Source organism: Pseudarthrobacter sp. MDT1-22, from assembly GCF_054511035.1.
Genome location: NZ_JBTNDK010000002.1, coordinates 199553 through 211500, shown reverse-complemented (window position 1 = coordinate 211500; position 11948 = coordinate 199553). Strand labels below are relative to the sequence as shown.

Here is an 11948-nt window from a genome sequence, read left to right as displayed (position 1 = left end):
AGAGCCTAGAGCCGGTTGACGTCGGTGACACGGACCACTGCCGTACCGGTTTCATCCGAGGCCGCCAGGTCCACTTCCGCGGAGATGCCCCAGTCATGGTTGCTCGCCGGATCGTCGAAAATCTGCCGGACCTTCCAAAGCCCTGGCTCTTCGGTGATCATGAGCAGTCCGGGACCGCGGGCATCCGGGCCGGTGCCAATGTCGTTGTGTTCGTCGAAGTAGTCGTCCAGGACGTCTTCCCAGCGGTTGGCATCCCAGCCCGCGCCGCCGTCGAGCTCGCCCAGGGCTGCGGCGTTTTCGTCCGCGAACAGTTCCACGCGGCGGAACATCTCGTTGCGGACCATCACGCGGAAGGCGCGGATGTTGGACGTCAGCGACGGCGGCGGGGGAGGGGGAGCGTCGTGCGGGGTGGGCATCGCGCCGGACGTCAGCTCCTCCCATTCGTCCAGGAGGCTGGAGTCCACCTGCCGCACCAGCTCGCCAAGCCAGGCGATGAGGTCTTCAAGGTCCTCCCGGAGCATGTCCTGCGGCACGGTCTGGCGCAGCGCCTTGAAGCAGTCGGCGAGGTAGCGCAGCACAATGCCCTCGGAGCGGGCCAGCCCGTAGAACTGGACGAATTCGCCGAAGTTCATTGCCCGTTCATACATGTCGCGGACCACGGACTTGGGCGTCAGTTCAAAGTCGCCCACCCATGGCGCGGCCTTGCGGTAGACCTCGAAGGCTTCGCCCAGGAGTTCGGCGAGCGGCTGCGGGTAGGTGACTTCCTCCAGCATGGCCATGCGCTGGTCGTACTCGATGCCGTCAGCCTTCATCGCGGCAATCGCTTCCCCGCGGGCCTTCTTCTGCTGCGCGGAGAGGATCTGGCGGGGCTTTTCGAGGGTCGCCTCGATCACGGACACCACGTCCAGGGCGTACGACGGCGAATCCGGGTCAAGGAGCTCCAGCGCCGCCAGCGCAAACGGCGAGAGTGGCTGGTTCAGGGCAAAGTTGGCCTGCAGATGGACGGTGAGCCGTACTGTCCTGCCGTCATGGCCCTGCTCTTCTGCCGGGATGCGCTCCACCACCTCAGCGGCGAGGAGCTCACGATAGATTCCCAGGGCTTTTTTCATCAGCCGCAGCTGTGAGGACCGCGTCTCGTGGTTTTCGGTCAGCAGCTGGCGGGCCGCTGTGAACGGGTCGCCGGGCCGTTCCATCAGGTTCATCAGCATCGAATGCGTCACGCTGAAGCTGGACGTCAAAGGATCGGGCACGGATTCCACGAGGCGCTTGAAGGTGGGTTCCCCCCAGGAGACGAAGCCCTCCGGCGGCTTCTTTTTGACCACCTGGCGGAGCTTCTTCTGGTCGTCACCAAACTTGGCGGTGGCCTTGGCCATCGCCTTCACGTTTTCGATGACGTGCTCGGGTGCCTGGACCACCACTGTCCCCGCGGTGTCATACCCGGCGCGGCCGGCCCTTCCGGCAATCTGGTGGAACTCCCGGGAGTTAAGCGGGCGGGTGCGGACGCCGTCGTACTTGCTCAGTGCGGTGAGCAACACGGTGCGGATGGGCACGTTGATCCCCACGCCCAGTGTGTCCGTACCGCAGATCACCTTGAGCAGGCCCGCCTGGGCGAGCTGCTCCACGAGCCTGCGGTACTTCGGCAGCATGCCGGCGTGATGGACCCCGATACCGTGCCGGACCAGCCGGTTGAGCGTCTTGCCGAAGCCTGCGGCGAAACGGAAATTCGCGATCAGCTCCGCGATCTTGTCCTTCTCCTCGCGGGTGCACACGTTGATGCTCATCAGTGTCTGGGCCCGGTCAATGGCCTCGATCTGGCTGAAGTGCACCACATAGGCGGGCACCTGACGGGTGGAGAGGAGTTCCTCGAGTGTTTCGTGGACCGGCGTCTGGTGGTAGTAGTAATGCAGCGGAATGGGGCGCTCGGCTGAACTGACGGTGGTGGTGGGGCGGCCCGTAAGTTCGGTGATGCCGGCCTCGAACCGGCTGACATCGCCCAGGGTGGCGGACATCAGAAGGAACTGGGCCTGGGGGAGCTCCAGCAGCGGGACCTGCCAGGCCCACCCACGCTGGGGGTCGGAGTAGAAATGGAATTCGTCCATGATGACCGCACCGAGCTCGGCGTCGGCCCCTTCGCGGAGGGCGATGTTCGCGAGGATTTCTGCCGTGCAGCAGATGATCGGTGCGTTCTGGTTGACGCCGGAGTCACCCGTGATCATGCCGACGTTTTCTGCACCGAAAATGTCGCACAGGGCAAAGAACTTCTCCGAGACCAGCGCTTTAATGGGGGCGGTGTAGTAACTGCGCTGGCCCCGCGCCATGGCCTGGAAGTGCGCCGCGATGGCCACCAGCGATTTGCCGGAGCCCGTCGGGGTGGCGAGGATGACGTTGGCTCCGGTGGCGAGCTCCATGATGGCCTCGTCCTGGGCAGCGTACAGTTCCAGGCCCCGGCTTTCGGTCCACTCAAGGAATTGCGTGTACAGGGCGTCCGGGTCGATGCCTGCGCCGGAGGGGTCTGAGGCGGACAGGACAGGCAGCTGGTCAACGAGTTTCATTGATTTCCAGCTTAGTGCCCAGCCGGTGCCGGATATCCGGGCGGGCCCGGGTTAGGCTCGCGGTACTGCCAGACAGCACCCGGCGATGGAGGTAACTGTGAAGTGGGACCCCGTAAAGTACGTCCAGTTCGGCGATTACCGGGACCGGCCGTTTTTCGACCTGACAGGGCGGATCCAGGCCGACCGGCCACAGCACGTTGTGGACCTGGGATGTGGTCCGGGAAACCTCACGGCCACCCTCGCCCGGAGCTGGCCGGAAGCGCAAGTGGTGGGGCTGGATTCGTCCAGGCAGATGCTGGACAAGGCCGCCGCGCACGCAGCCAGGCATGCGGGCCTCAGCTTCGGGCTGGCGGATATCGCAGCCTGGACGCCCCCGGCTGAAACGGACGTGGTGGTCACCAATGCCGCGCTTCAGTGGGTGCCTGGGCATCAGGAAATGCTGGCGGGCTGGCTGGCGGCGCTCAAGCCCGGTGCCTGGTTCGCCATGCAAGTGCCGGGGAACTTCAATGCCCCGTCCCATGCCCTGATGCGGGAACTCGCAGGTTCGGCACGCTGGGCGCCCCAGCTCGCCGGCGTACTTCGCGGTGGAGAGTCCGTGGGGGAGCCCGCAGACTACCTCAGCCTCATGCTGGACGCGGGCTGCACGGCAGACGCCTGGGAAACCACATACCAGCAGGTCCTCACTGGAACGGATCCGGTGCTGGACTGGGTGCGCGGCACGGCGTTGCGCCCGGTCGTGGCGGCACTTTCGGCCGAGGACGGGCACGCCTTTGAAGCGGAGTATGCTGCAGCCCTGCTGTCCGCATACCCGGCAACGGCACATGGCACGGTGTTTCCGTTCCGGCGGATCTTTGCCGTGGCGCAAAAGCGGCCAGGCGCATAAACTCCATTCGTTTGAGGTTCTCTGGTCGGTAATGCCTTATGACTGAGTCGAGAATGTGATGCTGGTTACAATGACGACAGCGGCTTCTGGGGATGGCAAATGGCAGGACCCTCATCGGCCTCCCAAATCCGTCCTGGAGGTGCGATGCTTTTCGGCTTGATGACCCGGCTGCTGGCTGGCCACAAAGGCGCCGTGACCGCGATCGTTGCTCTCCAGCTTGTCCAGACCGCAGGCAACCTCCTGCTGCCCACCATCAACGCTGCCATCATCGACGACGGCATCGTTGCGGGGAACACGCCGGAAATCTTCCGTTTGGGCACTGTCATGGTCCTGATAGCTGCGGTCCAGGCGTCGGCGGCCATCGCCGCGGGCTACTTCGGGGCAGTGGTGGCCATGAAGCTCGGGCACCAGCTGCGCGGCGAGGTCTTCACCAGGATCCAGTCGCTTTCTTCCCAGGAAATGGCAGCCTTCGGCACGCAAAGTCTTGTTACCAGGGCCACCAACGACACCCAGCAGATCCAGTCGTTCGCCGTCCTGGTCTTCACCATGCTTGTGGCGGCCCCCGTGATGGCCGCCGGGGGCGTCTTACTGGCGTGGCAGCAGGACATGGTGCTTTCAAGCGTCGTGATGGTCATCATGCCAATACTTCTGCTCATCATGTATCTCATCGTCCGGCGCCTCGTTCCCCTGTACCGGCAGGGGCAGGAGCTCCTGGACCGAACGGGGGAGCTCTTTCGTGAACAGATCATCGGCGCGAATGTGATCCGCGCCTTCGTCAGGCAGGGACACGAAACGCGCCGGTTTGCGAAGACCAACAGCAGCCTCACGGGAAACAACCTTCAGTCGTCGCTGCTCGTGGCCGGCATGCTGCCACTGATCATGATTGTGGTCAACCTGTCGTCGGTGGCCGTGGTGTGGTTCGGTGGTCACCGGGTTTACGACGGCGGGATGAAGATTGGTGCCCTCACGGCCTTTATCGCGTACATCCTGCAGATTCTCCTGGCAATCATGATGGCCATGTACGTGTTCATGACGGCGCCGCGGGCCGTTGTCTGCGCAGAACGGCTGGGAGCCGTGCTCGACGCAAGACCGTCAGTCCAGGACCACAATGCGCCGACCCAAGAGACCCGCCATGGGAGCTCCCTGGAGGGCGGCAGCGTCACTTTCAGGAACGTCAGCTTCTCCTACCCCGGCGCCGAAAATCCGGTACTGGAAGACATCAGCTTCACGGCCCGGCCAGGAACCACTGTTGCCATCGTCGGCTCAACAGGGAGCGGCAAGTCGACACTCCTGAGCCTGGTGCCCCGGTTCCTGGACGCCACGGCCGGAACCATCAGCATCGGCGGCCGGAACATCTGCTCGATGTCCCTGGACGTCCTCCGCCGGACCATGGCGGTGGTGCCGCAAATGTCGCACCTTTTCTCCGGAACCATCGCCGACAACCTGCGCGTCGCAGCTCCGGAGGCAACCGAGGGCCAGCTTTGGGAAGCCATGGAGACAGCTCAGGCCGCCGGCTTCGTCCGTGCGCTGCCACGGGGGATGGACACGGAGGTCGGGCCAGGCGGAACGAATCTCTCCGGCGGCCAGCGGCAGCGTATCTGCATAGCGCGGGCCCTCCTGCGGAGGGTCCCCGTCTATCTCTTTGACGACAGCTTTTCTGCGCTGGACTTCGCCACCGAGGCCCGGGTCCGGGATGCCCTGGAGATTGCCCTTGAGTGTGCAGTGGTCATTGTCGTGGCGGAACGGATCTCCACCGCTGCCGGAGCCGGCCAGATCCTGGTGCTCGACGACGGCCGGCTGGCTGCCCAGGGAACACACCTGCAACTGCTGGAGACGTCTGCCACCTACCGGGAAATCGCCGAGTCCCAACTGGCGCTGGACGACGCGCCATGACCGCTTCGCCCGGCGCCGGGGCGTCCGAAGGGTTCTGGCCCACAGCGCGCCGGGTCCTCGCGTTGCTGCGCCCGTCCAGGGGGCGGATGCTGGGTGCAGTTGCGGCCACCTGCGCTTTTGTTGCCCTCAACGTCGCGGCGCCGAACTACCTCGGTGATGCCACCGATGTGGTGGTGGATGGGGTCTACAGCGGAGCGCTCGACGGGCAGCGCCTTGGACTCCTGCTGGCCGCCGTTGCCGCGATGTACATCGGCGCTTCGCTGTTCAACTGGATCCAGGGAGCGCTGACGGCCAGCGCGGTTCACGGCCTGATGTACCGCCTCCGGGCATCGGTTCAAGACAAGCTGCACCGGCTTCCTTCCACGTACTTCCAAGAGCAGTCCAGGGGTGATGTCCTGAGCCGCGTCACCAATGACATCGACAATATTTCGCAAGCGCTCAGCCAGGTCCTCACGCAGCTGATCATGTCTGTCCTGATGCTATGCGGTGCCTTGGCCATGATGCTGTGGATCTCGCCGCTCCTGGCCCTGATCGCGCTTGTTTCGGTGCCCTTGTCCACCCTTATCACCGTTATGGTGGCCCGGAAGTCCCAAGCGCATTTTGCCCGCCAGTGGACCGAAACGGGTGAGTTGAACGCGCACGTGGAGGAGTTTGTCACCGGGCACGAGGTTATTAAGGCCTTCGGGTACCAGGACCAGGCAGCGGCAGTCTTCAAGGCAAGCAACGACCGCCTGGCCCGGGCATCCGCACGGGCCCAGTATTCATCCGGCATTGTCCAGCCATTGATGGTCCTTATCGCCAATATCAACTACATCGCGGTGGCGGTGGTGGGGGCGCTCCAGGTCACCATGGGGGCCATGACCATCGGCGGGATCCAGGCGTTCATCCAGTTCAGCCGGCTTTTCACCCAGCCTGTGGGCCAGATCGGCGGCATGCTCAACGTCATCCAGTCCTGCGTGGCTTCGGCGCGCCGTGTGTTCGACCTGCTCGACGCCGCGGAGATACCTGCCGAGCCCGAAAGTGACGGTCACAAACCCAGTCAGGAAGGGCGGATTGTGTTCAGTGATGTCACCTTCGGCTATGCCCGGGCTGACCCTGTGGTCCGTGGACTGTCGTTCACGGTGGAACCGGGCCGGACGGTCGCGATTGTCGGGCACACGGGCGCCGGCAAGACCACCGTTGTCAACCTGCTCATGCGGTTCTATGAGGTCGACGCCGGTACGATCACCATCGGAGGTACCGACATTGCTGACATTCCGCGGGACGTCCTGCGCAAGGGATTCGGGGTGGTGCTGCAGGATGCTTGGCTGTTTTCCGGCACCATCAGGGAGAACATCGAATACGGCCGGCCAGGAGCCACGTTTGCGGAGATCACTGCGGCAGCAGAGGCGAGCCACGTGGACCACCTCATCAGGTCGCTGCCGGCCGGCTACGACACGATGCTGGGCAACGGGGGAGAGCCGCTCAGCCAGGGCCAGCGCCAGCTGATCTCCATCGCCCGGGCGCAGTTGGCGGACCGCACTGTGCTGGTCCTGGATGAGGCCACCAGTTCAGTGGATTCCCGGACTGAGGTCCTGATCCGCCAGGCCATGCGGAGGTTGCGCCGTGGAAAAACAAGCTTTGTGATCGCCCACCGTTTGTCCACGGTCCGGGACGCTGATCTAATTCTGGTCATGGACCACGGACGCATTGCAGAGCAGGGAACCCATCGAAGCCTCCTGGCGGCCAACGGCCGCTATGCACGGCTTTACAACGCCCAGTTCGCCGGACGCTCGGGCCGGGCCGGCACGTTGGAGGCCGGACGATGACAACAACTGGTCCGTTCCCCGGAACCTGGAAGCCCAACCAGTCCAGCACGGTGGCACTGTTTGAGCAGCTGCGCCTGCATGTGATCCGCCTCGCGGACAGCGGGGCCCTTCCGCCGGGAACCAAGCTGCCGGCGGTGCGGACCCTGGCGGGGCTGCTGGACGTCGCGCCCCACACGGCGGCCAGGGCGTATAAGGAGCTGGAGGCAGCCGGTGTCGTGGCCACGAAGGGCAGGAACGGCACCGTGGTGTGCGCGCGTGATGAGCGGGCGGACGCGCTCTCTCTGGCCGCCAACTCCTATGCGTCAGTGGCCAAGGCCCAAGGTGCCACCTTTGCGGAAGCGGTCCAGCTGCTGGCAGCAGCCTACGACGCCGACTAGCCGGACCCCGCATGGATATTCGAAGAAGTTTTCGATTAGCATTAGTGGGTGCCTAAAGCCGTAGCTGAAGAAACAGCAGTCGAATCCGTCCCCGTCGCCGTTCCCCAGGCCCCAGCCACGCCTGCCCGGCCAGACCTCTCCCGCCTTGTGGTCAAGGGGGCGCGCGAGCATAACCTGCGCAACGTGGACCTGGATCTGCCCCGTGATGCCATGATCGTTTTCACCGGGCTGTCCGGTTCCGGGAAGTCGTCGCTGGCGTTCGACACAATCTTCGCCGAGGGCCAGCGGCGCTACGTTGAGTCCCTGTCGGCCTATGCCCGCCAGTTCCTCGGCCAGGTGGACAAGCCGGACGTCGATTTCATCGAGGGGCTCTCGCCGGCGGTATCGATTGACCAGAAGTCCACCAGCAAGAACCCCCGGTCCACGGTTGGCACCATCACCGAAATTTATGACTACATGCGATTGCTGTGGGCACGCGTGGGACGGCCGCATTGCCCGGTCTGTGGCGAGGTTGTGGCCCGGCAGACTCCGCAGCAGATCGTGGACCAGCTGCTAGAGCTTGACGAAGGCACACGCTTCCAGGTCCTGGCGCCTGTGGTGCGGGGGCGCAAGGGCGAGTTCGTGGACCTCTTCAAGGAGCTGACCGCCAAGGGCTATTCGCGTGCCCGGGTGGACGGTGAGCTGATCCAGCTGAGCGAGCCGCCCAAACTCGGCAAGCAGTTCAAGCACACGATTGAGGTGGTGGTGGACCGCCTGGTGGCTAAGGAAGGCATCAGCCAGCGCCTCACGGACTCCGTTGAAACGGCGCTTGGCCTGGCCGAAGGCCGGGTGCTGGCCGAGTTCGTCGATCTGGACGCAGACGCGCCGGGACGGCTGCGGGCATTTTCCGAGAACCTCGCCTGCCCGAACGAACATCCCCTGGCCATCGATGAAATCGAGCCGCGGTCCTTCTCCTTCAACAACCCTTTCGGCGCCTGTTCCGCGTGCAGCGGTATCGGTACACGGCTCGAGGTTGACGAAGAACTGATCATTCCGAATCCTGAGCTGTCGTTGTCCGAGGGCGCCATCGCGCCATGGTCACTTGGCACCGCAACAACCGAGTATTGGAACCGCCTGCTCGAAGGGCTGTCCAAGGAGCTTGGCTTCTCCATGGACACACCCTGGGAGAAGCTGGGCAACGACGTCCGCCAGACCGTCCTGCACGGCAAGGACCACAAGGTGGTTGTGCAGTACAAGAACCGCTTCGGACGGGAACGCAAATACAGCACCGGCTTCGAAGGTGCCATCCAGTACGTCCACCGCAAGCACGGTGAGACGGACTCCGAGTGGGCGCGCGACCGCTACGAAGAGTACATGCGGCAGATCGCTTGCCCCGCGTGCAATGGCGCCCGGCTCAACCCCGCCTCGCTGTCCGTCCTGATCAACGGCAAGTCCATCGCCGACGTCGCGGCCATGCCCATGCGCGTGTGCGCGGACTTCCTGAACAACCTGGTCCTCACCGGACGCGAGGCCCAGATCGCCCACCAGGTGCTCAAGGAAATACAGGCCCGGCTGACCTTCCTGCTCGACGTCGGGCTGGAATACCTGAATCTCGAGCGCCCCTCCGCCACCTTGTCCGGCGGCGAAGCGCAGCGAATCCGGCTCGCCACCCAGATCGGTTCCGGCCTCGTGGGCGTCCTTTACGTCCTGGATGAGCCCTCCATCGGCCTCCACCAGCGCGACAACCGCCGGCTTATTGAGACCCTGACCCGGCTCCGCGACATGGGCAACACGCTTATCGTTGTGGAGCACGATGAGGACACCATCCAGGTGGCGGACTGGATCGTGGATATCGGGCCCGGCGCAGGCGAGCACGGCGGCCAGGTGGTGCACTCGGGTTCGTACCAGGATCTCCTGGCCAACACCAACTCACTGACCGGCGATTACCTGTCCGGCCGCAAGAAGATCGACATCCCCAAGAAGCGGCGCAAATACGACAAAAAGCGTGAGCTGAAGGTCGTCGGGGCGCGTGAAAACAACCTGGTCAACGTTGATGCGGTCTTCCCCTTGGGCCTGTTCACCGCCGTGACCGGCGTGAGCGGCTCCGGCAAATCCACCCTGGTCAACGAGATCCTCTACAAGGTGCTGGCCAACAAGCTCAACGGCGCAAAACAGGTGGCCGGACGCCACAAGAGCATCATGGGCCTGGAGCACCTGGACAAGGTGGTGCACGTGGACCAGAGCCCTATCGGGCGCACCCCACGCTCCAACCCGGCCACGTACACCGGCGTCTTTGACAACATCCGCAAGCTCTTCGCCGAGACCACCGAGGCCAAGGTCCGTGGCTACCTGCCAGGCCGGTTCTCCTTCAACGTCAAGGGCGGGCGCTGCGAAGCCTGCGCAGGTGACGGCACGCTGAAGATCGAAATGAACTTCCTGCCGGACGTCTACGTGCCCTGCGAGGTGTGCCACGGCGCACGGTATAACCGCGAAACCCTCGAAGTCCACTACAAGGGCAAGACCATCGCGGACGTGCTCAACATGCCCATCGAAGAAGGTGCGGAGTTCTTCGCGGCCTTCTCCCCGATCGCCCGGCACCTGAACACCCTTGTGGACGTGGGCCTCGGCTACGTACGGCTGGGACAGCCGGCAACCACCCTCTCCGGCGGCGAGGCCCAGCGTGTCAAGCTCGCCGCGGAACTGCAGAAGCGCTCCAACGGACGCAGTGTGTATGTTCTCGACGAGCCCACCACGGGCCTGCACTTCGAGGACATCCGCAAGCTCCTGATGGTCCTTCAAAGTCTGGTGGACAAGGGCAACACCGTGATCACCATCGAACACAACCTGGACGTGATCAAGAGTGCCGACTGGATCGTGGATCTTGGCCCGGACGGCGGTTCGGGCGGCGGCCAGATCGTGGCCACCGGCACGCCCGAGCAGGTATCGAAATCCACCAAGGGCCACACGGCATCCTTCCTCGCGGAAATACTCGGCTAGGCGGTTGGCCTCCGATGACGTATGCCGTGTCGGGCATGCGAGTTTCAGCCATGCTCGGTGTCGTGAGAAACTAAGCCGGTGACTCAAACAACAGTGCCCGTGATCTTTGACCTGGACGGCACTCTTGTCGATCCGGCCGGCGGAATATCCGGCGGAATCGCAGCAGCCCTTGCCGCCGCAGGTCTGCCGGTTCCTGGCCAGGACGTCCTGAACTCGATGATCGGCCCCAAACTCAGCGACGCACTCCAGAGTGTCTGCAAGGTTCCGGCCGAGATGCTTGACGAGGTCATCCGGACTTACCGGCAGTACTACCTGGCCAAGGGGATAGCCCAGAGCAGGCTGTACCCCGGGATCAGGGAAGCGCTGGAGACCTTCGCGGCCGAAGCCAGGCCAGTGGCCGTCGCCACGCAGAAGCCCGAAGGGCTGGCCCAGATCGTGCTGCGCCACCACGGCATCGCCAACCTGTTCCAGTCCATCAGGGGTTCGGCAGACAACGAATCGTCAACAGACGGTCCGGTGGGGAAGGCCGACATCATCGCCGCGGCCCTGGCTGACCTCTCCACCCAGCACGCCGTTATGGTGGGTGACCGCGCCCAGGATGTGGCGGGCGCCATCGCGAACGGGCTTGACTGCATCGGTGTGGGTTGGGGTTTCGCTCCCGACGGCGAACTCGAGGAAGCCGGGGCCGTCACCGTGGTGGACACCACCGCGGGCATGGTTGCCGCCATCGGGCGCCTCGAAGCCATCCACGCTGCCGCGATGAGCGAGGTGCGCAACGATGGCGCTGTTTGAGGCGGTCCGCTGGACATTTCGCGGGCTCGTCGCGGGCACCTGCCGGCCCACCGTCGTCGGCCTTGAAAACGTCCCCAAAGAGGGGCCCTTCATTGTGGCCCCGAACCATCTTTCCTTCTTTGACAGCGTCATTGTCCAGGCACTGATGCCGCGGCCCGTGGCCTTCTTCGCCAAAGCCGAGTACTTCACCACGGGTGGCGTCAAGGGCAGAGTCATGAAGTCCTTTTTTGAGTCCGTGGGTTCCATCCCGGTGGAGCGCGGCGAGCAGGCAGCAAGCGTCCAGGCGCTCAAAACCCTCCTGGACATCCTCGAAGCGGGCAAAGGCATTGGCATCTACCCCGAGGGCACGCGCTCACGGGACGGCATCCTCTACCGCGGCCGCACCGGGGTGGGCTGGCTTGCACTGGCAACCGGAGCTCCCGTGATCCCGGTTGGACTGATCGGGACGGAGAATTTGCAGCCGGCCGGTGAGAAGGGCTTCAAGCCGCATCACTTCACCATGAAGGTAGGGGAGCCCCTGTATTTCGACAAGACCGGCCCGGACCATTCGCTGCCGGCGCGGCGGCAGGTCACGGACCGCATCATGGATGCGATCGCCGAACTCAGCGGCCAGGAACGCTCCACCAGCTACAACCAAAGTAAAAGCACGGATTAGTAGAATGAAGTA

8 protein-coding genes are annotated in these 11948 nt (G+C 64.2%); 7 read left to right on the top strand and 1 reads right to left on the bottom strand.

Annotated features, from left to right (window positions below):
- Window positions 1–5: 5 nt before the first annotated feature.
- Complete coding sequence (locus ACX80M_RS02880; RefSeq protein ID WP_252598767.1) at window positions 6–2552, bottom strand: DEAD/DEAH box helicase; 2547 nt, start codon at window positions 2550–2552, stop codon at window positions 6–8.
- 97 nt (window positions 2553–2649) lie between these two features.
- Here ACX80M_RS02880 and ACX80M_RS02875 point away from each other — a divergent pair, with 97 nt between their 5' ends.
- The 7 genes from ACX80M_RS02875 (at window position 2650) to ACX80M_RS02845 (ending at window position 11936) form a co-directional block, all read left to right on the top strand.
- Window positions 2650–3435: a trans-aconitate 2-methyltransferase gene (locus ACX80M_RS02875; protein ID WP_459308737.1), complete on the top strand. Its 786-nt coding sequence runs from the start codon at window positions 2650–2652 to the stop codon at window positions 3433–3435.
- A 144-nt stretch (window positions 3436–3579) separates the two neighbouring features.
- The gene (locus ACX80M_RS02870; RefSeq protein WP_459308735.1) at window positions 3580–5328 is read left to right on the top strand and encodes an ABC transporter ATP-binding protein; all 1749 of its coding nucleotides are present in this window, start codon (window positions 3580–3582) and stop codon (window positions 5326–5328) included.
- Window positions 5325–7136 carry an ABC transporter ATP-binding protein gene (locus ACX80M_RS02865; protein ID WP_459308733.1) on the top strand — a complete coding sequence of 604 codons (1812 nt, stop codon included), beginning with the start codon at window positions 5325–5327 and terminating at the stop codon, window positions 7134–7136. Before ACX80M_RS02870 ends, ACX80M_RS02865 begins: the two co-directional genes overlap by 4 nt.
- Window positions 7133–7513, top strand: a complete 381-nt coding sequence (locus ACX80M_RS02860) for a GntR family transcriptional regulator (RefSeq protein ID WP_459308731.1) — start codon at window positions 7133–7135, stop codon at window positions 7511–7513. Before ACX80M_RS02865 ends, ACX80M_RS02860 begins: the two co-directional genes overlap by 4 nt.
- Before the next feature lie 48 nt (window positions 7514–7561).
- Window positions 7562–10489 carry an excinuclease ABC subunit UvrA gene (gene uvrA, locus ACX80M_RS02855; protein WP_459308729.1) on the top strand — a complete coding sequence of 976 codons (2928 nt, stop codon included), beginning with the start codon at window positions 7562–7564 and terminating at the stop codon, window positions 10487–10489.
- A 78-nt stretch (window positions 10490–10567) separates the two neighbouring features.
- Window positions 10568–11281 (top strand): HAD hydrolase-like protein, encoded by a 714-nt coding sequence (locus ACX80M_RS02850; protein WP_252607938.1) that lies wholly within the window; start codon window positions 10568–10570, stop codon window positions 11279–11281.
- On the top strand, window positions 11268–11936 hold the full coding sequence (locus tag ACX80M_RS02845) for a lysophospholipid acyltransferase family protein (RefSeq protein ID WP_104061423.1): 669 nt from the start codon (window positions 11268–11270) through the stop codon (window positions 11934–11936). Before ACX80M_RS02850 ends, ACX80M_RS02845 begins: the two co-directional genes overlap by 14 nt.
- Window positions 11937–11948 lie beyond the last annotated feature (12 nt).

Bases quoted from the DNA above. Each gene is read 5' to 3' on its own strand.
- ACX80M_RS02845 (WP_104061423.1), top strand. From the start codon at position 11,268: ATGGCGCTGTTTGAGGCGGTCCGCTGGACATTTCGCGGGCTCGTCGCG.
- ACX80M_RS02865 (WP_459308733.1), top strand. From the start codon at position 5,325: ATGACCGCTTCGCCCGGCGCCGGGGCGTCCGAAGGGTTCTGGCCCACA.
- ACX80M_RS02870 (WP_459308735.1), top strand. From the start codon at position 3,580: ATGCTTTTCGGCTTGATGACCCGGCTGCTGGCTGGCCACAAAGGCGCC.
- ACX80M_RS02880 (WP_252598767.1), bottom strand. From the start codon at position 2,552: ATGAAACTCGTTGACCAGCTGCCTGTCCTGTCCGCCTCAGACCCCTCC.
- ACX80M_RS02860 (WP_459308731.1), top strand. From the start codon at position 7,133: ATGACAACAACTGGTCCGTTCCCCGGAACCTGGAAGCCCAACCAGTCC.